Origin of the sequence: Novacetimonas maltaceti, from assembly GCF_002906255.1 — a bacterium.
Taxonomy (GTDB): domain Bacteria; phylum Pseudomonadota; class Alphaproteobacteria; order Acetobacterales; family Acetobacteraceae; genus Novacetimonas; species Novacetimonas maltaceti.
On record NZ_POTC01000013.1, the window covers coordinates 17,775 to 44,271 of the forward strand.

The window sequence follows — 26,497 nt, forward strand, 5'->3', positions numbered from 1 at the left end:
AAAGAACCAAAAAACTTTCGTGACTTCCGAATAGGCTTCAACCTGAAATCATTTGTCCAGGGAACGGGATTGTCGATCCCTGCAGAAATCCCGAAATTTACAAAAGTTTTTGGTGAAGCTTTTTTCAAAAAGCTTCAATAAACACCGCTTTTGAAAAACGGTGCGGATTCAGGCGCTTTATAAAAAAGGGGCATGGGAACCGAAATTCCCATGCCCCTTCTTGGTGTAACGCAGGTCGTCAGGGTTTCTGCGGGGCAAAGATGCTGGCTGCCGGTGTGGGGGCATGCACGTCAATCCAGCTGCTGGCGACGTCCACGCTGATCTGCGCCGGTTTGTAGGCGCTGGCGGGGGCAAGGAAGATATTGTCCACATATGTCTGCGGATTGCGGTCATAAAGCGGGAACCAGCTTGACTGCACCTGAATCATGATCCGGTGTCCCGGCAGGAAGGTATGATCCGCCACGGGCAGGTTGAATTTGTACAGCTGCGGCGTATTGGCAGGGATGGGTTCGGGATGCTCAAAGCTCTTGCGATAGCGCCCGCGCAGGATGTCGGCGCTGACCATCAACTGGTATCCGCCCATTTCACGCTGCTCGGGAACCTCGTCAGGATAGACGTCGATCAGCTTGACGACGAAATCCCCATCGGTGCCGGTGGTGGAGGCCGTCAGGTGGACCACCGGCTGTCCCTTGATCGTAAAGGGCTGTGTCAGAACGCCCGATGTCATGGTCAGGACGTCAGGCCGGGCGGAGAAGTTCCGCTGGTCCATCGTCAGCCACTTTGCCCACGGCGAACCGGGGACGCCCTTGGTCAGCACGGGACGGGGGATGTAGGTGACCGGGTGCGCCGGGTCGGACACATATTGCTGCGTGCCCGCACCGGCGGCCGGGGCGGTGAAGGCCAGTCCGTGTTCCGGCTGGAAATGCAGGCTGGTGCACCCCGTCGCGCAATCCGGTGACGGCAGGGCATTGGAGGATTCCCACACATTCTCCCCGGTGCGGAACGCGGTCACGCGCGCGGGCAGGGGAATGGAGGGGTCCTTCAGGTAATGCGCGAGGAAGGGTTCAAGCACCTTCTTGCGGAAATACAGGCCGGTATCGGCATGAAAATCAATATCGCCCAGCGTGCCGGCTTCCTTCGCCTCGCCGCCATGGTTCCACGGCCCCATCGTGAGATAGAGGTTGGACGCCGCCGAAGGGGTCTTCTGCAGTGCGTAATAGGTCGCGATCGCGCCGTAGATGTCTTCCTGGTCCCACAGGCTGTGCACCAGCATCGTCGGAACCTTCAGCCCCTCCTTCTGCAGCAGCTTGTCCATCGCCTGATCCTGCCAGTAGGAATCATAGGACGGATGCGCCAGGATCTGGTTGAAGAAGCCGATCTGCTCCATGCCCCGCGATTTGCCCACCATGCCGGCCGACACGCCCTTGAGGTACACGTCATAGGCGTCGTACTCGCTGGCCCACCATTTCTGCATGCTCTTGCGCGTGGCGTCCTGCGTATAGATGTAGGGCAGCGTTTCCTCGCGGAAGGCGCCATTGTGGAACCAGTCATCCCCCATCCAGCCATCGACCATCGGGTTCATCGGAACCGAGACCTTGAGCGCCGGGTGCGGGTGGAACAGCGCCGTCAGCGCGGTATAGCCATCATAGGAGATCCCGATGATCCCGACCTTCCTGTTGCTCTGCGGAAGGTTGTGGATCAGCCATTCGATCGTGTCCCACGTGTCCGTCGCATAATCCACCGGCGCGCCATTGAGCGGGCCATGCAGCGGGCGGGCCATGACATAGCTGCCTTCGGACCCGTGCTTGCCGCGCACGTCCTGGATGACACGGATATACCCGCCATCGGCAATCACGTCGGGCATGTTGTCATAGCCCTGCATGATCGAACCCATGTGCCCGCTATAGGCATAGGAGACCATGTGGTCGGCGCTGTAGGGCGTGCGTGTCAGCAGGATGGGCGCGTCATGCGCGGCCCGGGGGATCAGGATGACGGTATACAGCTTCGTCCCGTCACGCATCGGGATCATGACATCCTTGCGGACATAGTCGAAGCTGGAATCCACGACCTGGAATTTATCCGGCATGTCAGGGGCGATGCCACCCGGCGGCGCCTCCTGTGCCAGGGCGGCCATGGAGAAAGCAGCAAAACATCCTGACAGCAGAAGTATTTTTTTCATCATCGGTCTCATGCAGCGTACAGAAAACGGGCCGGACCCGAAGGCCCGGCCCCGTCAGGCGGAGTTTCTCAGAACTCGGCCGAGATGGTGCCAAAGAATTCGCGCGGTGCCGCGACGAACAGGTTGGCGTTGTCATCACCCGTGACCGATGCCGCGCCATACACGCCACCGATATAGTTGGTGTTGAACAGGTTGGTGATGCCGAACGTGGTCTTGAGGTTGTGGGTGAAGCCGATCTTGCCGAAGTTGTAGGCAAGGTTGAGGTTCGCCAGCCAGTAGGAGGGGATCTTCTCGTCGTTCATGTAGGTCATGGGACGCGAACCGATATAGTTCACGTTGAAGTTGAACATGGCCCGCTTGTAGGTGTAGTTCAGGTTCGCCTTATACATGAACTTGGGATAGTAGACCTGGTGCTTTCCCTTGATGTCGTAAGTCGTTCCGCTGTAGTTGATCGACCGGCTCTGGTATTCGGCGTTGTTCCAGCTGAAGCTGTTGGTGATTTCCAGCCCCTTGAACGGACGCACCGTGCCCTGCACGTCCGCGCCGTTCATGGTTTCGCGGCCGACGTTGAGGAAGGCGTTGTTGGAGTTGTTGGCCGTCCCTTCGGTGATGGCCGCAAGGCGGTTGTAATAATCCGTGTGGTAGAAGTCCACCGAACCGGAGAAGTAGCGCGAGTTGTAGCGGTAACCCACGACATAGTTCCAGGTGCGTTCCGGCTTCAGCTTGCTCTTGTTCTGGTTGAACACCGTCTGCGCCGAAGTGGTGGAATTGCCCAGGCCACCCCACGCCGTGTCCGAATCCGTCTGCGAATAGTAATCGTAGGCGCGCATGTTTTCCGCAATATCCCAGTAGATTTCATGGTTGCGGAGGAAGTGGTAGTCAAAGCTGAAGTGCGGCAGGAACGCGTCCGAAGCCGTCATGGTGCCGCTGACGGGGTGACGGTAATAGGCGTTCCAGCCCTCGGCGATCAGCTTGTCGGTATAGTCGGCCTTCGTGCCGCCATGCGTCGTCTGCGTCATGGAACGGAAACCGGCCAGCAGCGTCATGCCGGGCATGATGGTCCAGCGATCCTGCAGGAAGAAGCTGAAGGTGTTGGTGTTGAAGCTGTTGTTGAACCACGTGGCGCCCGAACCCGCAGGCATGTCGGAATCGTCGTTGTGGCCAGTGGTCAGGCCGTCCTCATACAGGCGTTCGTTATAGACCCACTTGTTGTTTTCGTACCAGACGCCCGTTTCGATATGGTTGTGGTGCGGGGCCTCGATCGCGAATTTCTGCGTGAAGCCAAGGCGGCGCATGAACGCGTGGCTGCCGATCAGGGCCTGCGGCACGCCGGAGACGGTCCCGTCGGAGTTCAGCGACACGGGTCCGTAGGACGGCGAGGTCAGGAAGTTGTTGGTGCCGCCATAGATGGCGCTGTTGACGTTGCCATAGACGATCGTGTCGGACGTCACGTTCTTGAAGATGTCGTAATGCAGCGACACGTTCGACATGTAGGTGCGCTGCAGCTGCGACGCATCCCAGGCGTAATCGCCCACTTCGTCATTGGACAGGATGCCCTGCACCGACGACGGCACCTGGTCGGTATACTGCGCATAGTAGGCCCACAGCTTGGCCTTTTCGTAATCGGGCTTCAGGTAGGTCGAATACCGGCCCATCTTCTGCCACATGTTCTTCGTCATCGTCAGGTAGTTGGACTGCGTGAAGTCGCCATACCCGAAGAAGGCCGTCAGCTTGCCGCGGTCACCCAGCGGCTGGACCAGCTTGGCGTCCGCCTGCAGTTCGTCCTGATAGCCCTGGCCCTTCCACAGGTTGGTATCGGTGCGCGCGAAGGAGGCGTAGAATTTCGTGCCCGTGGAATTGAGCACGCCGCTGTCCACGCGGCCATAGGTGCGGAACGCGTTATAGCTGCCGAAGGTCTGGCTGACCTTGCCGCCGGCCTTGTCCTTGGGGTCCGACGTCACGTAGCTCATCGCGCCGCCAAGGTTCTGCGTGGAGAATGAATCCAGCGCCCCCGCGCCCTGCGACATCGTCATGCCGCCGATGTCGTCCTGGATCATCGCCTGCGTGATCGACACGCCGTTGCTGTTGGCAAAGCCCTGCGTGCCCATCGGCATGCCGTCGAGGGTCGCGCCGATCTGCATCTGCGTGAAGCCGCGCACGTAGAACGTGTTGCCATAGGTATCAAGGCCGAACGCGTCGGTGGAGGTGAAGTTCGCCCCCGGCGTGGTCTGGGCCAGCACCTGCATGGGGTTCGTGCCTTCGACGAAGCGGTCCATGACCTGGCGTGTCACCGCGACCTCGGACCCATGGCTGCGCACGCGCGATGCACTGACCGTCAGGGCCTCGGGCGTTGCACTGGCGAGCTGGCGCGTCGCGGTGCCCGTGTGCGTGCGTGCCGTGGTCTTTGCAGCAGGCCGGGTGCTGGTGCGGTGCGTGGCCGTTGTCGTTGTTGCCGTCGTGGCGGTCGTGTCCGCAGCGGAGGCCGAAGCACATGTCCCGATGGACGAGAACACGGTGTAGCCCGTTATCGCCGAACAGAGTAGAAGCCACGATTTCTTTTTTGAATACTGCATGGGTCCAGGCTTGCTGAGCATTTGTTATCCTGCTTCAGATCGGGTTGCGACATGTTCTTCGAAAACGGCACATAATCCTGATTTTGGCAGGATCGGGATCGGGGTGGTGTGATTCAGTTCTTTGGCGAAATATTTTAGGTTCGTGCGGCCCTTGTCAACAACTGAAACCATGCCTTGCTTAACCTGTAGTTAAATGGCCGCCCCATGGCCGGAAATACAGGAAAGTCTTTTCCTGCCCTTAATTATTCCATTTTCGTAATGACATAGTGTGACAACTGGCGCCTGTCTCTGTCATTACATGAAAAGTACGATGGTCCTTCGCCTGCAGGCTCAGTTCATGAAATTGCAGGCGTTCCTGCGAAGGCAGGGCGGCAGGAATATCCCGCCACCGCCGTCGCAAGCGGCAGGCTGACCCCCATCAGGCGGGCCGTGGCACGGATAATTTCCTGATTGTATCAGGATATTTCTGCGCCGGGCCATCCTGTGTCCCCGCAAGGGCGGGGCTGTTCCTGGATTGGCTTTGGAATAGATGCATGCCCCAACTCCCCAGAAACATTGATGTCAGGCAGACTATTTCAGTGGGGGTGGTTTCATGTCAATTCCAAATATGACCCTTGCCTGCCCGTCATGGGTGAAGAAGCATCACTGTGGCAGGAATGTCGCACATATCTGGCATGACATTAAGAATAGCCGTGTTATATCAACGCGATGTCTGGATGTCACGCCTGTGTGCGCATCGGGCACGCCACCCTATAACCGCTGGTTATACATCCATGATCAGATGGAATTGGATATTGCCGGCAATCCAGTACAGTCTGGTAACAATGGCGGCCCGGCCTGAGTACACGCCGTCACGTCTGGAAGACGGGCCGTGCGCCCGCCATAGACGCACGGCAATGGTGATTGCCCGCACCGGTTGTTATGTCATACAGTCTTCTGGCATCAGGGGTTTTCACGAATCCCGTACCCGGAATGCGGGCATGGGGAGGGGCAGGGAACCGCCGGTGATGTTTGGGGCATGAGTAGTTGCGATTGATATTGTGGTCCGCGCGTTACGTGTCCCGTTACCTGCTGGTGCATCTGTCTGCCCTTGTGCTGTTGTGCGGCACGGTGCATGCGGCGGCGCAGGACCATCATGGCGGGGAACTGCGCCTGCTGGGCAGCACGTCGGGTGGCACGCTGGACCCGCAGCTGCATTATACCCCGGTCTACCTGCAGGTTTTTTCCGCCATGTACGATGGCCTCCTGACCTATCGCAAGGCGGGGGGTGCTGCAGGGGACGAGGTCGTGGCGGACCTGGCCACGGCCCTGCCGCAGCCCGGGGACGGGGGGCGGACATGGACCTTCTACCTGCGTCCGGGCATCCGGTTTTCCGACGGGCGGCCCGTGCGGGTGGAGGATGTGCAGGCCTCCTTCCGGCGCATCTTCCGTGTTGGCAGCCCGACCGCCAGCAGCTTTTACGAAAATATCGTCGGCGCGCACGACTGCCTGCGCCAGCCCCATGCCTGCACCCTGTCCGATGGGGTGCAGGTGGACCCGGCCACCGGGCGCATCACGTTCCACCTTGTCGAACCTGATGCGGAATTCCTGACCAAGCTGGCCTATCCCCATGCCGTGATCCTGCCGGCCGATACCCCGGACCACGATGTTGGCACGACGCCCGTGCCGGGGACGGGGGCCTATCGCGTCGTGTCCTATGACCCGCAGCAGTCGCTGCGCCTTGCGCGCAACCCGTATTTCCATCTCTGGAGCGATGCGGCGCAGCCCGAAGGGTATGTCGATACGATCACCTACAGCTTCGGCCTGCGTGACGAGGACGAGGTCACGTCGGTGGAGGCCGGGCATGACGACTGGATGTTCGAGGTCAAGCCCCTCGACCGTCTGGGTGAACTTGGCGCGCGTTTCCCCGACCGGGTGCATATCAACCCGTCGCTGCACATCGTCTATGTGCCGCTCAACGTCAATATCCCGCCTTTCAGCAATGCCATGGCGCGGCAGGCCGTGGCGTGGGCGCTCGACCGGCATGCGGCGGCCATTTTCTATGGCGGCCCGGCGGTGGCGACGCCAATGTGCGACATGGCGCCCCCCAATGTGCTGGCGCCGGTGGGGCAATGTCCCTATACCCTGCCGGCCGTATCCGCGTCCGGCTGGCCCCGGCCCGACCTTGCGCGCGCGCGTGAACTCGTCACGAAAAGCGGGACGCAGGGGCAGGCCGTGACCATCGTCGTGCAGACGGATTCAACACAGCGTGGGATCGGGGCATGGATGCGTGACCGCCTGCAGCAGATCGGCTACAGGGCGTCAGTGCGTGAGATCAGCCGGGGAGTGCAGTTTTCCTATATCCAGAACAGCGCCAACAACGTGCAGGTCAGCCTGACGAGCTGGTTTGGCGATTACCCTTCGCCGTCGAACTTCCTGTACCTGCTGTTTGCCTGTTCCAGCTTCCACCCGCATTCGGATAATTCGATCAACATTCCCGGCTATTGCAATCCCGCGCTGGATGCCATCATGCATCAGGCGCTTCAGGAACAGCGCGATCCGATCCGCATGGCCCTGTGGCGTCAGGCCTCCAACATGATCAACAGTGATGAGCCCGCCGTGCCCCTTCTTGCCATCAAGGATGTCGACCTGGTGTCCGCCCGCCTGGGAAACTATGCCTACCATACCCTTTACCACATGCTCGTCGCGCGGGCGTGGGTGCGGTAATGGAACGCGACCTTCCTGCCCCGCCCGCGGGGCCGTGGCGCCAGGCCGCGCGGTCCATCGCGCGCAACCGTTCGGCCATGGCGGCGCTGGCGACGCTGGCGCTGGTGACGCTGGCGTGCATGCTGGCCCCCCTGTATGCCCGGCATATCGCGCATACGGACCCGTTCGCCTCCAACGTGGCGGGCAGCATCACGCTCGACGGGCATGAGGTGGACATCATGCAGCCCAATGACAACCCGCTCCATCTCGGGCTCAGCCCCATCGGCCCGACATGGCATGCGACCTACCTGCTGGGGGCCGACAGCCAGGGACGCGACCTGGCCTCGCGCCTGCTGTATGGCGGGCGCAACTCGCTGCTGGTTTCCTCCTGCGCTGCGGTGATGTGCCTTGTGCTGGCGGCGACGGCGGGGATCATCGCGGGGTTTTCGGGCGGGATCATCGATGCGCTGCTGTCGCGCATGATGGATATCATGTGGGCGGTGCCGGTATACCTGTTCGCGATTTCCCTTTCGATCGTCACCGTCAGCCATGGACTGCAACTCGGGCCACTTACGGTGCGGGCCGACAGCCTGTTCATCCCCATCTTCATCATCGCGCTGGTCTACGTGCCCTATGCCGCGCGGCCGATACGCGGGCGGGTCATGGCGCTGCGGCAGGCCGAATTCGTGACGGCCGCGCGCTGCCTTGGCGTGCCGCGCTGGCGCATTGTCGTGCGGGACATCCTGCCCAACGTCACCACCACGCTGGTGATGCTCGGCCCGCTGCTGATGGCGCTTTCGCTGCTGGCGGAAAGCGCGCTGTCGTTCCTCTCGCTTGGCGTGCAGGCGCCGGCGGCGTCGTGGGGAACCATCATCCAGGACGGGGAGGGGCTGATCTATATCCGTCCCATGGTGGCGGTGGCGCCCGGCCTGGCCATCGTGGTGGTGGTGCTGGCGCTCAACATCCTTGGTGACGGGCTGCGTGACGCGCTGGATGTGCGCGATGCGGCGCGGCGGTCATCGTGAAGGGGACGCGGTCATGATGCTTGCCCTGCTGCGCCGCCTGGGACAGACGCTTTTCGTGCTGTTCGGGATTTCGGCGCTGGTGTTCGTGGTGTTCTTTGCAACGCCGGGGGCGGACCCCACGGCGCGCATTGCCGGGCGCAATGCGTCGCCTGCCGTGATGGAGAAGGTGCGCAGGGAATATGGCTTCGACCGGTCCCTGCCGGTGCAGTACGCCACGATGATGAAAAAGCTGTTCATCACGCGCGACCTTGCCTCCTACGTGGACCGGGGCGAACTGGTGGTGCCGGAGATCATGCGCGCGGCTCCCGTCACGGCGTCGCTTGTCTGTGGCGCGGCGGCGATCTGGGTCGTGGTGTCGATCGCCATGGGGACGCTGGCCGCGGCGATGAAGGATACATGGGTTGACCGGACCCTGATGATGGCCGGACTGGTGGGGATTTCCATGCCGGTCTTCTGGCTGGGGCAGGTGACCAACCTTGTGACGCAGAGCCGCTATCACGACACATGGCTGTTTTCGTGGGTGCCGGGCCTGGGCTACATCCCCTTTACCGAAAGCCCGCTGGGCTGGTTCCGTGCGCTGGTGATCCCGTGGGTCGTGCTGGCGGTCATGTTCATCGGCATCTACAGCCGCGTGCTGCGCGCCGACCTCGTGGCGCTGTCGGGGGAGGATTTCATCCGCACCGCGCGCGCCAAGGGACTGTCGCCGGTGCGCATCCTGCTGTGGCACGGCCTGCGGACGTCGATGATCACGTTCGTTTCGCTGTTCGGGCTGGATTTCGCGCAGCTTGTCGGTGGTGGCGCGCTGCTGACGGAGGTCGTCTTCGGACTGCCCGGTGTTGGGCACCTGACATATCAGGCGCTTACCAACCTCGACCTGCCGGTCATCATGGCGACCGTGATGTATTCCGCCGTCTTCGTGGTGATGGCGAATGCGGCGGTGGACGTGGTGTATGTGTTCCTTGACCCGAGGGTGCGTGATGGCCGCTGACATGTCTTCCCCCACGCCTTCGCCGGCCCCCCTGCTGGAGGTGCGCGACCTGTGCGTCAGCTTCCCTTCGGGCGGGCGGATGATCCCGATTGTCGAGCATGTGTCCTTCACGCTGGGCGAGCGCGAGATCCTGGGCCTGGTCGGGGAATCGGGGTCGGGAAAATCCGTGACGGCCATGGCGGTCATGGGGCTGATCGACAGTCCGGGCGTGTGCATTACCGGCTCCGCGCTGTTTCGCGGGCAGGAACTCGTGGGTCTTGCGCCCGCGCGGATGCGGCGCCTGCGCGGCAGGCAGATCGCCATGATCTTCCAGGACCCGATGACGGCATTCACCCCCGTCTATACCATCGGCTGGCAGATAGATGAGCAGATCCGCGCGCATGAACGCATCACCCGCAGGCAGGCGCGCGCGCGCACGGTGCGGTTGCTGGGCGAAATGGGCGTGCCCGACCCCGAACGCACGGCCAACCGTTACCCGCACCAGCTTTCGGGGGGATTGCGCCAGCGCGCGATGATCGCCATGGCGCTGTCATGCAATCCCGCCCTGCTGATTGCCGATGAACCCACCACGGCGCTGGATGTCACGGTGCAGGCGCAGATCCTCGAACTCGTCCGCTCGCTGCGCGCCACGCATGGGTCTTCGGTGCTGATGATCACGCATGACATGGGCGTGGTGGCCGAAACATGCGACAGCACGCTGGTGCTGTATTCGGGGCGGGTGGCGGAAACCGGGCCGACGGATGTCCTGTTCGCGCATCCGGGCCATCCCTATACGGCGGCGCTGCTGGCCTCCATCCCGCCGCTCGACGGGCCGCGGCCCGAACGCCTGCCGACGATCGCCGGGACGCCCCCCGCGCCGCTGGAGCGCCCGGTAGGCTGCGCCTTCGGCCCGCGCTGTGCCTATGTCCATGAACGCTGCCGCATCACTCCGCCGCCGCTGGTTCCTGTCGGCCCCGCGCAGGAGGCGGCCTGTGTCCTGCCGACGGAAGGGCGTCCCCTGCCACCGCGTAACATGGCCATCGCCACGCACGGAGCCCCCGCATGAGCGCGCAGCAGGCCGCAACGATGACAGGCGACGCCGCCCCCCTGATGGAGGTGCGCGACCTGCGCAAGACCTATGCCCTGCCACGCGGGCAGACGCTCAAGGCGGTGGATGGCATTTCCCTGTCGGTCATGCCGGGGGAGGTGCTGGGCCTGGTGGGGGAATCGGGATGTGGCAAGTCCACGCTGGGGCGCTGCCTGTTGCGGCTGATGGATGTGACGTCGGGGCAGATCCTGTTCGAGGGGCGCGACATCACGACATTGGGTGAACGCGCCCTGCGGCCGCTGCGGACGCGCATGCAGATGGTGTTCCAGGATTCCTATGCCTCGCTCAACCCGCGCCGGCGCATCGGCGACCTGCTGGCCGAACCGCTGCGGGTGCATCCCGATGCGGACGGGCGCAGGCGTCCGGCTGCCGCCATCACCGCGCGCCTGCATGAACTGATGGAACTCGTCAGCCTGCCGCGCGCGGCCCTCAACCGCTATGCCCACGAATTTTCCGGCGGCCAGCGCCAGCGCATCAATATCGCGCGCGCGCTGGCGCTGTCGCCGCGACTGGTGGTGGCGGATGAACCTGTCTCGGCACTTGATGTCTCGGTGCAGGCGCAGATCGTCAACCTGTTCATGGACCTGCAGGCGCGGCTGGGCCTGACCTATGTCTTTGTCGCGCATGACCTTGCCGTGGTGCGCCAGATTTCCACCCGTGTCGCGGTGATGTATCTCGGCGCCGTGGTCGAACTGGGCGCAACCGACAGCGTGCTGCACCATCCGGCCCATCCCTATTCCGCCGCCCTGACCGCCGCCGTGCCGCGCCCGGTGGTGGGGGGCATGCGCGCCGTGCCGCTGGGCGGGGATATCCCAAGCCCCATCGCGCGCCCGGCGGGGTGCCGGTTCCATACGCGCTGCCCCCATGTGCAGGAGCGCTGCCGCGCCGAGGAACCCGTATTGCGCCCGGTGCGTCCCGGGCACGAGGTGGCCTGTCATTTCCCGCTGCCGGGGGCGTGACGCACCGGCGCACATTCATCGCGATGCGGGAATGAAATTTGCGGGGTGCGCGGGAATATATGCTACCTTTGCGCCATGCTGCCTGCATGAACCGGAAAGGGGCGGGATTGTGGAACTGAAATGGCTGGAAGATTTCGTCTGCCTTTCACGTACCCTCAGCTTTTCCCGTGCGGCGCGTGAACGCAATGTCAGCCAGCCCGCCTTTTCCAAGCGTATCCGCCAGCTTGAACAGTGGGCGGGCGCGCCCCTTGTCAACAGGGTCAGCTATCCCGCCGAACTGACGGTGGAGGGCAGGCGTTTCCTGGAAGAGGCGACGGAGATCGTGGCCGCTTTCTACAGGGCGCAGCGCAGCGTCCACCCGCCGCCGTCCGACCCGTTCGAGGTCGTGACGATCGCGGCCCTGCATACGCTGGCGCTGACGCTGATCCCGCATTATTTCGGCAGCCGCCGCAACATGCCGCCCATGACGCGGCTGAAGGTGACGCCGGACCTTGGCGGGATAGAGGACAACCTCAACCGGTTGGTGACGGGGGGCGCGGATTTTTTCCTGACCTATGCCCATCCCCTTGTGCCGTTCCATCTGGACCCGGCGCTGTTTCCCTTCATCCGGCTGGGGGTGGAGCGGGTGCTGCCGGTATGTGCGCCGGAACTGGGCGCGCGGGTGCATCATGCGATGGCGCACGCCCAACCGGTCGATTACCTGAGCTATGGCGATGAATCGTTTTTTGGCGTTGCCCTGTCGAAGCTTTTTGCACGGCATGACGGATTTCGGCGGCAGGTCGTCTGTGAGGACACGCTGTCGGTGGGACTGATGTCCATGGCGCGGGCTGGCTGGGGGGTGGCATGGCTGCCCGAAGGGCTGATCCGCAATGAACTTGATGATGGCCTGCTGGTGCAGGTTACAAATGACCCTGCAATGGTGCTGGAGGTGGAGACACGGCTTTATCGCCATGCCAATGCGGCCCGTCCGGTATGTGACCAGGTATGGGATGTCTTTACCTCACGCGCGAACAGGTTCGCCCCGGCCCATGCCTGACGGCACACGCCGCAGTCCATGAACGTTTTTGGTGAAGGTTTTTTTTGAAAATCTTGAAAATAAAAAGAGAAATCTAGAAACGTCGGCATCCGGTAACATCACGATGCGGGGCCGGCAGGTAACGCCCGGCGCAACCCCTGCCGCGCGATCAGGCCTTCAAGCCAGATGGCATGTTCCAGCAAAGTCCGGTCACTGCCCCGCCGCGCGCTCAGCAGCACACCGACCGGACGGCCCCCATCATCTTCCCCGCATGGGATGCTGATGGAAGGATGGCCGCTGATATTCGTCACCGTGCAGTTGCGCGATGCCAGCAGGGGATGTTCGGCCGTCATCGCCTCGGGGGGCAGGGCAGGTATCTGCGCCGTGGGTTCAAGCAGCAGGTCGCATGTCTCCAGCACCCGGTCCATGTCCGCCCTTATGGCGGCCTGTTCGCGGCGTGCATCCTCGATTTCGCTGAGGGAGACGGAACTTTTCCGCAACAGGCGTTCGCGCAGGGCAGGGGAAATGGCATCGGGGCTTTTGTGCACGGCATCGCGCCAGACCTGCCATGATTCGGCAAAAAGCGCGCCTGTGACAGGCAATGTCCGGGCATGCAGTGCCGTTGCGCAGTCGATGGGCACGATGCCCCCGTCATGCAGGGCCGACAGCAGCCGGTCCATGACTCCGGTGATGCTGGCGTCACAATTTTCAAATCCCTCCCACCGGATGCCGATACGTGGCGTGCGTGGTGGTTGGGGGGTGGGAGCCGTGGCGCCATGGTCGATGGCGCAGAACAGGTGCAGCGCGTCGCGTGCGGTGCGTGTCAGCAGACCGACATGGTCAAGGCTGGGGACAAGGGGCATGATCCCGGTCATGTCCCAGCGGGCCGCCGTGGGCTTGAACCCCGCGATGCCGCAGCAATGTGCGGGAAAGCGGATGGAACATGCGGTATCCGTGCCAAGCGCGGCCATGGTGAGCCCATTGGCCACGGCGGCGGCGGACCCGCTGCTGGACCCGCCGGGGTCCAGTCGGGTGTCGCGTGGATTGCGGGTGCGTGCCCCCACGGCATTTTCGCCGGTCGTGCCCCATGCCAGTTCGCACATGCTGGTCACGGCGGGGAACAGTGCACCCGCCGCGCGCAGGCGGGCGATGATCCACGCATCCTGCGCCGCAATGCGCCCGGCGAACAGGCGGCTGCCCCCCTGTATGGGGGTGTTGGCGATATCTATGTTGTCCTTTACCGCGATGTTCAACCCATGGAGCGGCAGCCCCGCGCGCTGCTGTCCGGACAGGCGGGCCAGGGCCTGTGCTTCCTGAAGGGTGGCCGCGTGCCGGACATGGCGCAGGGCATGCACGCCTGTATCGCGTGCCTCCATCCGCGCCAGTTCCGTGCGGATGGCCGCACCGGGATCCGCATCGCGGCGATGCCCTGTCGTGCGGCCGGATGTCATGGGTGCGGGTGGGCCGCCAGCACGTCCGACAGGGCAGGGAACACCACGCCGTTGCGTCCGGTGACGGGGGCGGCCGCGCACAGGGCGTTGAGCACGGCTTCCTGCGTGGCTTCGGCCACCGCGCGGAACAGCGTGTCGATATGCGCCTCGTTCAGCATGGGGCGGTTGATGACGCCTTCGGGTTCGTGCAGGTGGAAGCGGACGCCGGGGCAGAAACCCACCGCGACATCGCCGCTGCCATTGCCCCAGAACGATCCCAGCCGTCCGATCCCCACGCCCGCGCGACGGATGACGCGGCGCAGCTGCCGGTAATCCAGCGGCAGGTCGGTGGCGACAACCATGATGACGGAACCGCGTTCGCGTTCATTGTGCAGGGCCGGGGCGGCCGGGGGCGCGATGCGTCGCCCGTCGGGCAGGGTCAGGTCGCCCGGCATGCCGAAATTGGCCAGTACCAGCACGCCGAGAATCCCCTGGTGCATCCCGGCCGCGACATGGCGCGACGACGTGCCGATCCCGCCCTTGAAACCGAACGCCGTCATGCCGGTGCCCGCGCCGACGCCACCCTGCGCCACCGTGCCGCCCTGTGCATCGCGTATCGCCTGCAACGCATCATCCGGCGTTACGGCCAGCGCCTGTATGTCATTGATGCGCCCGTCATTGCATTCGCACACCAGCGGGTTGACCGTCGACAGGCTGCGGCCGATTTCGGGATTGCGCCTGATGGCGTCGCGGATCAGCGCCTCGGCCCCCGCACTGACGGACAGGGTGTTGGTCAGCAGGATCGGCGTTTCGATCTGGCCGAGTTCCTCGACCTGCATCAGGCCGACGCTCTTGCCGAACCCGTTGAAGACATGTACCGCGCCCAGCGGACGGTCGCGGAACAGGTCGCCATCATGGGGCAGGATGCAGGTGACGCCCGTCTGCACCGGGCCGTTGCGCAGCGTACGGTGCCCGACGCGCACGCCGGGGACATCGGTGATGGCATTGTACGGGCCGGGCGGCAGGATGCCACAGCCCAGCCGGAAGCGGCGCGCGGGACTGTCGAGTGTCATGGCGCACCCGTGGCGGCGAGGGCGCGGATGAAGGCGACATACGCATCCTGCAGGCGCTTCGTGACCTTCCCGATCCGTCCGTCGCCCACGACATGGTCGTCAATGCGGGTGATGGGAACGACCATGTATGTCGCGCTGGTCGCGAAGACCTCTGGCGCGCGTGACAGTTCGTCGCGCGTGATGACGCGTTCTTCCACCGTCATCCCGGCCTCCCGCGCCAGGGTGATGATCCGCTGGCGCGTGCAGCCGGCCAGAAGGTGGTTCGACAGCGGGCGCGTGACCAGCGTGCCAGTATCGGTGACGATGAAGATGTTGGAGGACGACCCTTCGGTCACGCCCTGTTCGTCGACGAAGATGGTATCGTTGAACCCGTTGGCAAGCGCGCTGCGCTTGGCCATGACCTGTGGCAGCAGCATGACCGTCTTGATGTCGCGATGGAGCCAGCGGATGTCGGGCTGCACCTGCACCGTGATCCCGCGCGACAGGTGCGGGGCGGACAGGATGTCCTGTGCCTGCGTCAGGATGAACAGCGTGAGGCGTTCCTGCGGCACGGCGGTAAACGCGCGCGGGGTCGCGCCGGGCGTGACCTGCAGGTAGGCAAGCCCGTCCGTGACGCCGTTACGCCGGGCAAGGTCGTTGATGACCTGTTCGAGTTGCGGGCGTTCGGGCGGCGGGGCCATGCCACATGCGGCAAGGGAGCGGTCCAGCCGCGCAAGGTGGCTGTCCATGTCCACGAAGCACCCGTTGACGACGATACAGACCTCATAGATCCCTTCACCGAACAGGAAGGCCCGATCAAAGGGGGAAATCCGTGCACTCTCCGCAGGCTGGAATTCCCCGTTCAGGTAGATCAGTGACCCCATGTCTTGCTCCGGTATGGCGAAAATGGATGGCGGACATTATGGCCCCGGATCGGGCGGCCGTCGAATTGATATTTTCTTTGCTTCCATTCTCAAAAGTTACTGGATGCGACACACCCTGCGGCCCCGTGGGGTCAGCGCCGCTGCCGTGCGGACCATGCTGCGATGCCGGCCGCGACCAGCAGCCCGGCGATGGAAAATGTCGCGCACCACAGCAGCACGCCGCCCACGACGCCATCCGTCAGCGCCGTGCCGAGGGCAAGGGCAGGGGTCCCAGCCCGGATCACCCGCAGCATCGGGCGATAACGCGCAGGCACGCCCGGCAGGCGGTAGCGTGTGCAGTGCAGTCCGGCATGGCATGCGAGGCAGCAGGCCCACAGCAGGACAAGGCAGGGGATCATCATCGGGCATCCCCGCCTGTTCGCCGCATGGCATACAGTCCGCCAAGGCCGCACAGGAATGCCATTGCGCCGACGCCCCCATGCAGGGCGGGGGCATGCCGCCATGCCGTCATGCCGGTCATGGCATCCATGGCCGGCACCCCACAGCCGAGCAGCGCGATGATGGCAAGCTGTTCGCGCCATCCCCGCATCGGCAGTCCTTGGCATGAGCGCAGGACACCATGCAGCGCGCAGGCCGCCCATATGCCAAGGAACATTGTGATCTCCGCCATGTCCCGTCCGGGCCGTCCCGCAGGCAGCATCCGGTTGGCCCACAGGAAGGACAGGATACCGATCGGTAAACCCGTTATGGTGGCGATGGCCAGCCCTTCCGCGATGCGGAAGGCGACCCGGTGTCCCGACTGGCGGCGTCGTTTCATCAGGAACAGCACCAGGCCGGTTGCAATCGTTGCCGTCGCCCCAAGGCCGGATATGAAATACAGCCAGCGCAGCGCGGGCGGGGCAAAGCGTGCGTAATGCAACCCGTGCATCAGTTGCAGGGTCGTGGCGATGGGGCGGCGCGTCAGTGTCGTGCCCAGCAGGCGCCCGTCCGGCAGGGCGAAATCGACATGGTCGCGCGTCAGGAACGGGCCGGAGGCGTCGCTTGCAGAAATGCTCAGCCGGTCGGGTGAAAACAGGATGAAACCACATTCCCGGCCACCGAGGTTCGTGCGCGCCGTCTCCAGCAACGGGCGCAGGTGCGCCACCATGGGCAGGGGCGGGGCAGGGCGCGACGGGGGCGCTGCGGCGGGCTTCGGTGCCGCCACCATGGGCAGGCGCGCGGGCAGGATCGTGTCGGCATGCACAAGAATGCCGGTATAGGCCATCATGACGGTAAAGGGCAGGAACAGCACGCCGCCGAGCAGGTGCGCATCCAGCCATGACCGGATACGCGATCCAGACAGGCGCAGCATGACAAGGTCGGGCAGCAGCGCGCGCAGATGGATGATGATCCCGGCCCCCACCGAAACCAGCAGCCCGAGTGCGAGGATATTGACAATGCCCACGCCAATCGTGCCGCCCCCACGCAGTGTATAATGGAAGTTGTAGAAGAACTTCCCCCCCGCCGTGGCGCGTGCCGCGATGGGTGCGCCCGTGCGCGGGTCGAGCACGTCGCCCGTGAATTCATGGCCATTGTAATGCAGGACCTCCAGCACCGGCATCCGGGCGGAGGGCAGGTTGAGGAACGCGAAGATACCCCGCGCCTGCTGTTCGCGCACCCGTGCGGCCGCTGCATCAAGTGCCGCATCCGTAAGGGGCGTGCCAGCGGGGATATCTATTTCCGGCTGCATCCAGCGCGTGATTTCCGTATCGAAAACCGCAAGCGTGCCGGTGGCGCAGATACAGGCCAGCACAAGCCCGCACACGAACCCGATCCATGTGTGCAGCCATCCCATGCGTGTACGCAGCGTTTCGCGCATTATGGCACGACCTGCGGCCATAATGCGAGCAGACCGCCCAGTACGATGAGCATGACCAGCCCGCGATGGCGCGCCCGCATCCCGAAACAGGCCAGCACCATGACCGGCAGGCAGGCGATGGCGATGACCTGGCCCAGAGCCGTGGCCTCGGCCGGCAGGGGCGCATGCCAGCAACTGGCGTCATGCACGATCAGGCGCGCGACAACATACGACAGCAGGCATGCCGCCACGGCGGTGCGGAGCCTGTCTGCGGACAGCGCGGATTTCTGTTTCGCCTTGTCGCGGGTCACGGATGTCCTTGTGTTACAGAGTGTTAAATAAATGCGACACATTCGCATGTGGTGTTCATGCCACAAATTTGCACCTTTTGCGAAAACTGTGTGATAACGCCCTTTCTGCTGTTGCGACTTACTCGCACTTGCGTATATCACGCCGCGACGCAACCGTTTTTACCCGAGGCTCCCTGTGATGTTATGTGTCTGCCTGCTTTCTGACCGCCGCAAAAACGTCGCAAGACTGGCAGCCGTGGTTTTCGTCGCCAGCCTTGCGCCCGGCATGTCGGCCCTCGCCGCCGATGGCGACACGGCGGATGCGGCCGCGAAGGATGAAAAGATCGTCGTGACCGCCAAGCGTCACAACGAAATGGAGGTTACGACCGGCGGCAACCTCGGCGCGCTGGGGAACAAGAAGGGGCTTGATGTGCCCTTCAACGTGCGCAGCTATAACGCCAGCATGATCCTCAACCAGCAGTCACAGACGCTGGGGCAGGTGCTGGAGAACGACCCGTCGGTGCGCACGACCTACGGATATGGCAACTTTTCCGAAATGTTCGTGATCCGTGGCTTCCCGGTCAATGGCGATGACGTGGCCATTGACGGCCTGTATGGCATAACGCCCCGGCAGCTTGTCTCGCCGCAACTGTATGACCAGGTACAGGTGCTCAACGGCGCCAGCGCCTTCCTCAATGGTGCGGCGCCCAGCGGGTCGGCCATTGGCGGCAACATCAACCTGGAATTCAAGCACGCGACCACCACCCCCATCACGCGGGTGACCGGTGATTACACCAGCAACGCGCTTGGCGGCGGCAGCGTGGATTTCGGGCGGCGTTTCGGGCGGGACAAGGCCTTTGGCTTCCGCCTCAATGTCGCGGGGCAGGATGGGGAGGATTCCATCGACCACGAATACCGCCATTCCGCCGCCGTGGGCGCGGATTTCGACTGGCATGATGACCGTACCCGCATCTCGCTGGACATGAATTACCAGAATCAGGGCGTGAATGGCGGCCGGCCGGCCATCTTCCTTGGCTCTGGCGTGACGGCGGTGCCCCGTGCCGCAGCCCCCGCGCACAATTTCGGGCAGCGCTGGGCCTATAACGACCTGAACTACATTTTCGGAAAATTGAATGTAGAGCATGATTTTTCGAAACACATTACGGTCTATGGTGCGTTTGGCGGCCTTGGCGGGGACGAGAAGGGGGAATACGCCAATCCCACCGTAACCGACGCCGCCACCGGGGCCGCGACGATTGGCAGCATGTATGTTCCCTATGTCCAGACGAACGAAAGCGCGCGTGGCGGGGTGCGGGCGCATTTCAGTACGGGGCCGGTCCGGCACGAGGTCAATGCCGGTGGGTCGTCATTGTGGGAGGAGGCGGACACCGCCTATTCCATGGCATTGACGTCGGCGGCGACGAACATCTACCGCACGCCGGCGGTCGCGCCACTTGCCAATACCTTCAGCGGTGGTGACGTGGGCAACCCGCAGCCCATCAGCCGTACGCGGCTGTACAGCCTGTTCTTTTCCGATACGATGTCCTTCTTCCACGATCGCGTGGCGCTGACGGGCGGATTTCGTTACCAGAACATGCTGATCAACGGATATGACTATGCCGCGTCGGGGCGTGGGGCCGTGAATTCGCATTACGACCAGGACGCGATTACGCCTGTCGTCGGACTGGTCATCCATCCGACCCGGCAGACGGCCCTGTATTTCAACCGGATCGAGGGGTTGTCGCAGGGGCCGACCGCACCTGCCGATACCCTGAACCAGGGACAGGTTTTCGCCCCCTACAAATCCACCCAGTACGAGGTGGGCGTGAAATATGAAACCCGGCGTTTCAGCACGTCGCTGGCGGTGTACCAGATTTCACAGCCCAATGCCTATTCGCAGGCCGTCGGCAACAGTGGCCAGTCGATCTATGTCGAGGATGGGTTGCAGCGCAATCGTGGCATCGAACTCAGCGTCAATGGGCAGATCCTGCCGGGCCTGCGTTTCAATGGTGGCGGCACGGTGATCGACGCGGACCTGCGCCGCACGGCCGGTGGCCTGCAGGACGGGCATACCGCGATCGGTATTCCCAATTACACCATCAATGGAAATCTGGAATATGACCTGCCGTTCCTGAAGGGGGCGACGGTGGTGGGACGGGTCGTCAATACGGGCAAGCAGATGGTCAATACGTCCAATACGCTGCACCTGCCGGTATGGACACGCTTTGATTTGGCCGCACGGTACACATTCGTGGCGGATCACAAGCCGCTGACCCTGCGTTTCGGTGTCGATAACCTGGCCAATACCCGCTACTGGTCCTCGTCCTTCAATGGCTACCTGCTCGAAGGATTGCCGCGCACGTTCAAGTTTTCCTTTACCGCTGACCTGTGACATCGGGCGGGGCAGGGGTTTTTGTAAAAACTGTCCTGTCTTCGCAAGATTGTTGATGATCTGCGTGACGTTTCGCGGGCGGGATTTTCAGCGGCCGTGGCGCGCAAGCGGGTTCCACAACGCCATGCCTGCCCCCTGCGCAGGCATGGCGTTTTTTAAAACCATAGAAATAAAAAAGATGTTCCATCATGTGCGTGGACCGGGATTCTGTCGGTGGCGCATGTCCGGCCCTGATATTGCGATTCATTCCATCGTGACATCTTTTTGATATTGCGAATCAGAATCACTACGAGTAATTAGGGTGGCAACTGATAATCAGTCTCAAAAACAGAGATGGCCCCTATGCTCCCACCCCGACGCCTTCGACCATTTTCCGCAGCAACCGCGACACTGGCGCTTGCCTGTTCGTCCGCAGCACACGCCGCCACGACCAGCACGACGGGCAATGCCTCCGCCACCGTGCTGGCGGGGGCAGCGTCCACTGCCGCATCGACGTCAGGGCAGGGAGGGGGCGCCACGACCACGACCGCCGCGACGGCCAGGACCACCGGGACGTCGACCACCACGCCTCCCGCCGACATGCAGCCGGATGCGGATGGGGTGCTTTCGGACCATCGTTACGACCATACGACGGTCACGGCCTCCCCGATGAATGCGCTGCGGCAGTCCGTGGGGCTTAGCCGCATGCCGCATGACGCGATGCACACGCCGCAGAACATCAATGTCGTCCCGCAGGTGCTGATGCAGCAGCAGAACGTCAAATCCCTCGATGAAGCGCTGAAGAACGTGCCCGGCATCACCGCGTCGGTGGGCGAGGGGGAAGGCGGCATGGCGGGCGACCAGTTCCTGATCCGCGGGTTCCAGTCGCAGAACGACATTTACGAAAATGGGCTGCGCGACTTTGGCGTCTATACGCGCGACAGTTTCGATTACGACCATGTCTCCGTCATCAAGGGGCCATCGTCGGAAGTCTTTGGCAACGGCACGACGGGTGGTGCGATCAACATCGTTACCAAGACCCCGCACCTGGGCAATGCGTACCAGGCCAATTTCTCCGGCGGGAGCGGGTCGTACTATCGCGGCACGCTTGATATCAACCAGCAGTTGACTGACAGCATCGCCTTTCGCCTGACAGGCATGGGCAATGAAAATAATGTGGTCGGGCGTGACTATATCTATTCCCATCGCTGGGGGATCGCGCCTTCGATCGCCTTTGGCCTGGGCAAGAAGGTCTCGTTCGTCCTTGAATATTTCCACCAGAACGACAACCGCATTCCCGATTACGGCGTGCCGGTCGTCTACAAGCCGGGGCAGGCGATCGGCCGCCCGGTGACCGAATACGGCGTGCGGCGTACCAACTGGTATGGGACGACCTACGATCAGGACAACAGCAGCGACGACATGATCACGGGCCGCCTGACGGCACATGTCATCCCCATCCTGACGCTGTATAACGACATGCGTGGCGGGATCTTCCACCGCTATTTCTCCGCCTCGCAGGAGGCCTGTTCCAGCATGGCGGCCGGGACCGCCGCCTATAACAATAACCTGATCAATGGCAGCGTGCCGTCCGCGACCTGTAACAGCGATTTCTTTTCCGCCAATCCCGCCAGCGCGCAGGTCGCGCGCAATGGTGGCGTTGGGGGGCCGGAACCCTACCGGCAGAGCGACTGGTCCATACAGGATGTCTTCTCCGGTGTTGCGCGTTTCAAGACGGGGCGCTTCCGCCACGAAGTCATCGGCGGGTTCGATATTGAATATGTGACCGACCACCGGCAGAACTATGCCTATGGCAGCAACCGCACCAGCACCAGCCTGCTCAACCCGTCGATGTATGTGCCGGGACTGGTCCTTGGGAACTGTAACCAGTATCCTGACCGCCTTGTGAACATCAGTGGTGTGGGCAAGAAATGTTACAAGGACAGCGATGCCCTCGATGTCGGGTTTTTCCTGTCGGACCAGGTGTGGCTGACGGACTCCCTGTCGATCAAGGCCGGCTTCCGCTGGGATAACTGGAACAGCCATTACAGTGCGACGGGTGGCAATACCGCCAAATATCCCGACGTGCATTACGGGCAGGACGAGACGACGATCAACCCCAGCGTCAGCGTCATGTATACGCCGCGCAGCAACCTGATGGTGTATTTCAACTGGTCGCAGTCCACGACCCCGTTGAGCATGTATGTCACCAACAGTTCCGAACCGATGAACGCCAAGAACCAGAGTGCCGCGCCAGAACGTAGCTCCCTTTATGAAATTGGTGCGAAATACAGTGCTTTTCATGACCGGATCGGCATGACGGCGGCGCTGTTCCGGCTGGACAAGAGCAATTCGATCCAGACCGATCCCACCACGGGCGACATCAGCGCGACAAGCGACCAGGAACGTAACCAGGGGCTGGAACTGAGCATCTCCGGCACGCTGCTGCCCAACTGGATGTTCTATGGCACCTATGCGCTGTATGACCCGACGATTACCAAGGCCGGTTCCACATCGTCCAAGCAGGGCGGGCAGATCCAGTATGTTCCCCACAACCAGGCGACGGCATGGACGTCGTATGAGATCGCGCCGCGCAGGCCGTGGAACATGACGGTTGGCGGTGGCCTGACATGGCGCCAGGGTGTCTGGCTGGACCAGGCCAACACGGCGCGCGCGCCCGCCACGGTGGAATTCGACGCCATGGTGTCGCACCGGTTCAACAACCACTGGCGCGTGGCGATGAATGCCTACAACCTTGATAACCGCCTGAATTACGGCAGCCTGTTTTCCAACCGCGTGACGCCGTCCATCGGCAGGTCATTCCTGTTCAATGTGTCGGCCCAGTATTGAGGGAGGGGACGCGACGGCCATTGTGCCGCCTTTTTCCACAAAGGCGGCATCGCCCGGAACCTGCCGGAACAGGCTTTGCCAAAAACCTCTTCATGATTTCTGCCAGATTTCGTAAGTACCTTCCTGTGGCATGGTGCCGGATGACCGGCCATCGGGGCCGGGGCGCACGGATACGGGGATAAGGTCGAATGCTGTTACATGTGCCCGGACTGCTTGATGCCGGGGAACTCGCCCACTGTCAGGAGATGCTGCGCGCGGCGCAATGGACGGATGGGCGGGAGACGGCCGGGCAGCAATCCGCCAAGAGCAAGAACAACCGGCAATTACCACAGGATTCCCCGGCCTGCCGGGAGCTTGGCGATATCGTGCTGCGCGCGCTGGGCCGCAATGCGACATTCAACAGCGCGGTGCTGCCCTATCGCGTCAGTCCCCCGCTGTTCAACCGGTATGACGTGGGCATGTCCTTTGGCGCGCATGTCGATAACGCCATCCGGGGGATCTATGCGGCGGGAATCCACACGCGTATCCGCACGGACGTGTCGTCCACGCTGTTCCTGTCCGACCCGGATGACTATGACGGTGGCGAACTGGTCATGTCCGACCCCGGTGGCGAACAGGCGATCAGGCTGCCGGCGGGTGACCTGGTCCTGTATTCCACGACCGTCCTGCATCGCGTGACGCCGGTGACGCGCGGGTCGCGGCTGGCGGCATTTTTCTGGTCACAGTCGATGGTGGCCGATGAAACGCGCCGGCGTATCCTGTTCGACCTCGACCTGCAGACCATCACGCTGCGTGAGCGCCTTGGCGATCATGACCCTGCCGTGCTGGGCCTGACGAACATCTATCACAACCTGATGCGGCAGTGGTGCATCCTGTAGGGGCCATTGCCCCGGCATGACGGCATTTCGGGAAAGCGCGCGGATCAGTCGAGGGTCGGGCGGCCACGCCCCTGCTTGACCTGCCCGCGTCGCGCCTTGTCGTCCATCCTGCGGCGGCGCTGCGTGCGGGAGGGGCGGGTGGCGATGCGGCGCGTGGGGACATGGGCCGCCTGCCGCAGCAGTTCGCACAGCCGTTCGATCGCGTCCTCGCGGTTGCGGGTCTGGCTGCGGAATTTCTGCGCGGTCAGGATGACTTCCCCCTCCCGCGTCATGCGGCTGCCAGCCAGCAGCCGTAGCCGTGCCCGCATGCGCGATGTCAGCGCGGCACATCGCGTCGCGTCAAAGCGGAGCTGCACGGCGGTTGCGACCTTGTTGACATTCTGCCCACCCGGCCCGGACGCATGGATGTAGGTCACGACAATGTCGTCGTCGGAGATAACAAGATCGGGAAGAACTGGGTACGCCATGCCTGCGTATAGCACATTCCCGCCATTATGTGGGCAGATGTTCGCTTTGCGGATACCTTCCCCGCATGGCGGGCATTGCCTGCGGGCGTGGATACGACCACCATGCACCCAACAAGGAAACATGGCGGGAGGAACACATGACCGAGGTTACGGATCGCGAAAGTGAGCAGTTGCGCGAACTGCTGGCGCAGGCGGCCGACCAGGCGGCGCAGAAAAAGGTGATGCCGGTGGTCAAGATGATCGCGGCCCAGCAGCTTGTCATCATGGAACTGATGCAGATGCTGACCGACAGCGGCACGTTGCGCGCCGAGGACATTGCCGCGCACATGCGCCACCTGATGGAACATACCGACAGCAAGGATATGGCCGCGCGTGCCCTGTTCGACCAGGTGCGTTCACGATTTGCGACCCAGTAGCGCCCCTTCTTTGTATGCAAAGGTTGTGACGAATGGATGATCATCCCCCCGCCCTGCGTGCCGAGATCGCAGCCCTGAAGGCCGAACTGGCCCGCCTGAGGGATGCGCTGGCCAATGCGCAGAAAACCATCCAGGCACAGAGCGCGCAGCTGCGTCACGAACAGGCGCAGAAGAAACGCACGCGCTAAGGCTGCCTTCCTTTCCTCAATCATGGCAGGACCCCATGTCTGAAGAACACGCAAAAGATACCAGCGGCAATGTTGTCGTCTATCCCACCGTAAGCTGCGGGGCGGAGGCCGTGCAGGATTCGGTGGTCATCCTCGACCTGTTCATGGCCTCGTCCCCCGAACACCTCAAAACGGGGGACCGCCGGGTGGTCACGGCCCTGCATCCCGAACAGGCCCGCCACCTGGCGAAACAGTTGCACGATGCGGCGGAGGCCGTGCTGAAGGCGCGCGGGGACCGCGCGGCTTCCTGAACGCCCAGAAGCTTCTGGTGAGGCTTTTCCCAAAAAGCTTCAGGGGCACCGCCTTTTTTCAAGAAGGCGGTGCCGGGGAACTTTCATCCTTCCTGCCCCGCAACATCCTTCCCGGACGCAAGGTGCATGCGACGGAAGGCCTGTAGTCCCCCGAAGCGCAGGTTGAGTGCGACCTCGCCCCCCGCAAGGGTCGGGACGGGGAGGGTATTTGACAGCGACTGCCGCAGTCGCGCCTGTGAGACGAGATGGACGATCCCCACAGGGTCATGCGGGTAGAACAGGTTGACCAGCATGCCGCGCCGTGCATCCAGCAGCCACGGCCCGATATAGTTGTGGGCGTTGTCAAGGAACGTCACGCGGGCATTGTCGATATAGACCGCCAGCGCGATGCTGAGCTGGTCCTGGGTGAACAGGGCGCCGCCACGGCGGACGATCCTGTCCTGCCATCTGCGCAGCACGGGCCATATGGCCGCGTCGCGATGCAGGCACATCACCCCGGAATTGAGTAGGGGTTTCGCGCCGATCCGTCGCCGGATGGAAAAGGGCAGGCGGGCCTTGCGCGCGTTCTTGTAAAGGAAAGAGCGCACCTGCATCCAGCCGGGGCAGATCCAGCGGATGGCGAACATGTCCGCGATCTTGGCCCCGATTTCAGGCACGATGGCAAGCGCCCCGTCACGCGCGGCGTCGAACATATGTTCGAGGGCGGTGATGTCCTGCACCCACGCATCCGCATCAATCCACAGGATCAGGTCGAACTGCGGCAGGAGGCGGTCCAGCCACAGCTTTGACAGGTTGATGGCAAGGGTCGGGCGCTGTCGCACCTGCCGTGCGGGCGCGCAGGGCGGGACGTAGGGCGCGCGCACCAGCACCCCAAGGTCACGGAGCACCTGCGCCTGCTGGGGCGACAGGCCCGCGTCAAGGACGCATAACGCCGCATCCGTCCTGCCGCCGATCGACTGGATCAGTTCCATGACCAGCGGGAAATAGCCGCTGTCACATCCCGTGACGATAACCTTGCGCAACCGGGGCCTCC

At 63.0% G+C, this 26,497-nt stretch carries 23 protein-coding genes; 13 read left to right on the plus strand and 10 right to left on the minus strand.

All coding sequences use genetic code 11. The features are described 5' to 3' along the window. Positions 1-238: 238 nt before the first annotated feature. Positions 239-2,179, minus strand: a complete 1,941-nt coding sequence (locus tag KMAL_RS06725; RefSeq protein ID WP_239019996.1) for a CocE/NonD family hydrolase — start codon at positions 2,177-2,179, stop codon at positions 239-241. Positions 2,180-2,247: 68 nt separating this feature from the next. Continuing rightward, positions 2,248-4,455, minus strand: a complete 2,208-nt coding sequence (locus KMAL_RS06730) for a TonB-dependent receptor domain-containing protein (RefSeq protein WP_239019997.1) — start codon at positions 4,453-4,455, stop codon at positions 2,248-2,250. On the opposite strand from KMAL_RS06730, the gene KMAL_RS17545 reads away from it, so the two are divergent. From KMAL_RS17545 to KMAL_RS06760, 7 genes are all read left to right on the plus strand, one after another. Further along, positions 4,454-4,699, plus strand: coding sequence for a hypothetical protein (locus KMAL_RS17545; protein WP_239019998.1), 246 nt, complete (start codon positions 4,454-4,456; stop codon positions 4,697-4,699). The genes KMAL_RS06730 and KMAL_RS17545 overlap by 2 nt on opposite strands. Before the next feature lie 1,085 nt (positions 4,700-5,784). Then, entirely contained in the window at positions 5,785-7,458 is a 1,674-nt protein-coding gene (locus KMAL_RS06735) for an ABC transporter substrate-binding protein (protein ID WP_239019999.1), read from the plus strand. Beyond that, positions 7,458-8,462, plus strand: coding sequence for an ABC transporter permease (locus KMAL_RS06740; protein WP_110094979.1), 1,005 nt, complete (start codon positions 7,458-7,460; stop codon positions 8,460-8,462). Before KMAL_RS06735 ends, KMAL_RS06740 begins: the two co-directional genes overlap by 1 nt. A 13-nt stretch (positions 8,463-8,475) precedes the next feature. Then, positions 8,476-9,450 carry an ABC transporter permease gene (locus KMAL_RS06745; RefSeq protein WP_110095022.1) on the plus strand — a complete coding sequence of 325 codons (975 nt, stop codon included), beginning with the start codon at positions 8,476-8,478 and terminating at the stop codon, positions 9,448-9,450. 1 nt (position 9,451) lies between these two features. Continuing rightward, complete coding sequence (locus KMAL_RS06750; protein ID WP_110094980.1) at positions 9,452-10,495, plus strand: ABC transporter ATP-binding protein; 1,044 nt, start codon at positions 9,452-9,454, stop codon at positions 10,493-10,495. Between the two features lie 20 nt (positions 10,496-10,515). Next, entirely contained in the window at positions 10,516-11,496 is a 981-nt protein-coding gene (locus tag KMAL_RS06755; protein WP_110095023.1) for an ABC transporter ATP-binding protein, read from the plus strand. A 109-nt stretch (positions 11,497-11,605) separates the two neighbouring features. Further along, positions 11,606-12,532 (plus strand): LysR family transcriptional regulator, encoded by a 927-nt coding sequence (locus KMAL_RS06760; protein WP_167400114.1) that lies wholly within the window; start codon positions 11,606-11,608, stop codon positions 12,530-12,532. A 98-nt stretch (positions 12,533-12,630) separates the two neighbouring features. Here the strand turns inward: KMAL_RS06760 and KMAL_RS06765 are convergent, their stop codons facing one another. The 6 genes from KMAL_RS06765 to KMAL_RS06790 form a co-directional block, all read right to left on the minus strand. Then, the gene (locus KMAL_RS06765) at positions 12,631-13,962 is read right to left on the minus strand and encodes an amidase (protein WP_110094982.1); all 1,332 of its coding nucleotides are present in this window, start codon (positions 13,960-13,962) and stop codon (positions 12,631-12,633) included. After that, the gene (locus KMAL_RS06770) at positions 13,959-15,014 is read right to left on the minus strand and encodes a DmpA family aminopeptidase (protein ID WP_110094983.1); all 1,056 of its coding nucleotides are present in this window, start codon (positions 15,012-15,014) and stop codon (positions 13,959-13,961) included. Before KMAL_RS06770 ends, KMAL_RS06765 begins: the two co-directional genes overlap by 4 nt. After that, positions 15,011-15,877, minus strand: coding sequence for an aminotransferase class IV (locus KMAL_RS06775; RefSeq protein WP_110094984.1), 867 nt, complete (start codon positions 15,875-15,877; stop codon positions 15,011-15,013). The genes KMAL_RS06770 and KMAL_RS06775 overlap by 4 nt, the downstream gene beginning before the upstream one ends. A gap of 131 nt (positions 15,878-16,008) precedes the next feature. Beyond that, a complete protein-coding gene (locus KMAL_RS06780; protein ID WP_110094985.1) occupies positions 16,009-16,278 on the minus strand; it encodes a hypothetical protein in 270 nt (89 codons plus the stop codon). Further along, complete coding sequence (locus tag KMAL_RS06785; protein WP_110094986.1) at positions 16,275-17,735, minus strand: PepSY-associated TM helix domain-containing protein; 1,461 nt, start codon at positions 17,733-17,735, stop codon at positions 16,275-16,277. Before KMAL_RS06785 ends, KMAL_RS06780 begins: the two co-directional genes overlap by 4 nt. After that, entirely contained in the window at positions 17,735-18,025 is a 291-nt protein-coding gene (locus KMAL_RS06790) for a hypothetical protein (RefSeq protein ID WP_110094987.1), read from the minus strand. Before KMAL_RS06790 ends, KMAL_RS06785 begins: the two co-directional genes overlap by 1 nt. 265 nt (positions 18,026-18,290) lie before the next feature. Here KMAL_RS06790 and KMAL_RS06795 point away from each other — a divergent pair, with 265 nt between their 5' ends. From KMAL_RS06795 to KMAL_RS06805, 3 genes are all read left to right on the plus strand, one after another. Then, positions 18,291-20,396: a TonB-dependent receptor gene (locus tag KMAL_RS06795; RefSeq protein WP_239020004.1), complete on the plus strand. Its 2,106-nt coding sequence runs from the start codon at positions 18,291-18,293 to the stop codon at positions 20,394-20,396. A gap of 333 nt (positions 20,397-20,729) precedes the next feature. Further along, a complete protein-coding gene (locus KMAL_RS06800; RefSeq protein WP_110094989.1) occupies positions 20,730-23,225 on the plus strand; it encodes a TonB-dependent receptor in 2,496 nt (831 codons plus the stop codon). 188 nt (positions 23,226-23,413) lie between these two features. Next, positions 23,414-24,103, plus strand: coding sequence for a Fe2+-dependent dioxygenase (locus tag KMAL_RS06805; protein ID WP_110094990.1), 690 nt, complete (start codon positions 23,414-23,416; stop codon positions 24,101-24,103). Positions 24,104-24,147: 44 nt separating this feature from the next. Here the strand turns inward: KMAL_RS06805 and arfB are convergent, their stop codons facing one another. Next, a complete protein-coding gene (arfB, locus tag KMAL_RS06810; protein ID WP_110094991.1) occupies positions 24,148-24,570 on the minus strand; it encodes an alternative ribosome rescue aminoacyl-tRNA hydrolase ArfB in 423 nt (140 codons plus the stop codon). 65 nt (positions 24,571-24,635) lie between these two features. Between arfB and KMAL_RS06815 the strand changes: the two genes are divergently transcribed. From KMAL_RS06815 to KMAL_RS06820, 3 genes are read left to right on the plus strand one after another with little or no spacing between them, the layout of a single operon-like run. Further along, positions 24,636-24,986 (plus strand): hypothetical protein, encoded by a 351-nt coding sequence (locus KMAL_RS06815; protein ID WP_239020001.1) that lies wholly within the window; start codon positions 24,636-24,638, stop codon positions 24,984-24,986. Between the two features lie 32 nt (positions 24,987-25,018). After that, entirely contained in the window at positions 25,019-25,174 is a 156-nt protein-coding gene (locus tag KMAL_RS17215) for a hypothetical protein (protein WP_167400115.1), read from the plus strand. 35 nt (positions 25,175-25,209) lie between these two features. After that, complete coding sequence (locus KMAL_RS06820; protein WP_110094992.1) at positions 25,210-25,464, plus strand: hypothetical protein; 255 nt, start codon at positions 25,210-25,212, stop codon at positions 25,462-25,464. An 83-nt stretch (positions 25,465-25,547) separates the two neighbouring features. On the opposite strand, the gene KMAL_RS06825 is transcribed toward KMAL_RS06820, so the two are convergent. Then, positions 25,548-26,486 carry a glycosyl transferase gene (locus KMAL_RS06825; protein WP_180999758.1) on the minus strand — a complete coding sequence of 313 codons (939 nt, stop codon included), beginning with the start codon at positions 26,484-26,486 and terminating at the stop codon, positions 25,548-25,550. Positions 26,487-26,497: the final 11 nt, after the last annotated feature.

Excerpts from the sequence above, each read along its gene's own strand:
- KMAL_RS06725 (WP_239019996.1), bottom strand. The coding sequence starts at position 2,179 with ATGAAAAAAATACTTCTGCTGTCAGGATGTTTTGCTGCTTTCTCCATG.
- KMAL_RS17545 (WP_239019998.1), top strand. The coding sequence starts at position 4,454 with ATGACCTGGCGTGTCACCGCGACCTCGGACCCATGGCTGCGCACGCGC.
- KMAL_RS06730 (WP_239019997.1), bottom strand. The coding sequence starts at position 4,455 with ATGGACCGCTTCGTCGAAGGCACGAACCCCATGCAGGTGCTGGCCCAG.
- KMAL_RS06740 (WP_110094979.1), top strand. The coding sequence starts at position 7,458 with ATGGAACGCGACCTTCCTGCCCCGCCCGCGGGGCCGTGGCGCCAGGCC.
- KMAL_RS06745 (WP_110095022.1), top strand. The coding sequence starts at position 8,476 with ATGATGCTTGCCCTGCTGCGCCGCCTGGGACAGACGCTTTTCGTGCTG.
- KMAL_RS06750 (WP_110094980.1), top strand. The coding sequence starts at position 9,452 with ATGTCTTCCCCCACGCCTTCGCCGGCCCCCCTGCTGGAGGTGCGCGAC.
- KMAL_RS06755 (WP_110095023.1), top strand. The coding sequence starts at position 10,516 with ATGACAGGCGACGCCGCCCCCCTGATGGAGGTGCGCGACCTGCGCAAG.
- KMAL_RS06765 (WP_110094982.1), bottom strand. The coding sequence starts at position 13,962 with ATGACATCCGGCCGCACGACAGGGCATCGCCGCGATGCGGATCCCGGT.
- KMAL_RS06770 (WP_110094983.1), bottom strand. The coding sequence starts at position 15,014 with ATGACACTCGACAGTCCCGCGCGCCGCTTCCGGCTGGGCTGTGGCATC.
- KMAL_RS06775 (WP_110094984.1), bottom strand. The coding sequence starts at position 15,877 with ATGGGGTCACTGATCTACCTGAACGGGGAATTCCAGCCTGCGGAGAGT.
- KMAL_RS06780 (WP_110094985.1), bottom strand. The coding sequence starts at position 16,278 with ATGATGATCCCCTGCCTTGTCCTGCTGTGGGCCTGCTGCCTCGCATGC.
- KMAL_RS06785 (WP_110094986.1), bottom strand. The coding sequence starts at position 17,735 with ATGCGCGAAACGCTGCGTACACGCATGGGATGGCTGCACACATGGATC.
- KMAL_RS06795 (WP_239020004.1), top strand. The coding sequence starts at position 18,291 with ATGTCGGCCCTCGCCGCCGATGGCGACACGGCGGATGCGGCCGCGAAG.
- KMAL_RS06800 (WP_110094989.1), top strand. The coding sequence starts at position 20,730 with ATGGCCCCTATGCTCCCACCCCGACGCCTTCGACCATTTTCCGCAGCA.
- KMAL_RS06805 (WP_110094990.1), top strand. The coding sequence starts at position 23,414 with ATGCTGTTACATGTGCCCGGACTGCTTGATGCCGGGGAACTCGCCCAC.
- arfB (WP_110094991.1), bottom strand. The coding sequence starts at position 24,570 with ATGGCGTACCCAGTTCTTCCCGATCTTGTTATCTCCGACGACGACATT.
- KMAL_RS06815 (WP_239020001.1), top strand. The coding sequence starts at position 24,636 with ATGGCGGGCATTGCCTGCGGGCGTGGATACGACCACCATGCACCCAAC.
- KMAL_RS17215 (WP_167400115.1), top strand. The coding sequence starts at position 25,019 with ATGGATGATCATCCCCCCGCCCTGCGTGCCGAGATCGCAGCCCTGAAG.
- KMAL_RS06820 (WP_110094992.1), top strand. The coding sequence starts at position 25,210 with ATGTCTGAAGAACACGCAAAAGATACCAGCGGCAATGTTGTCGTCTAT.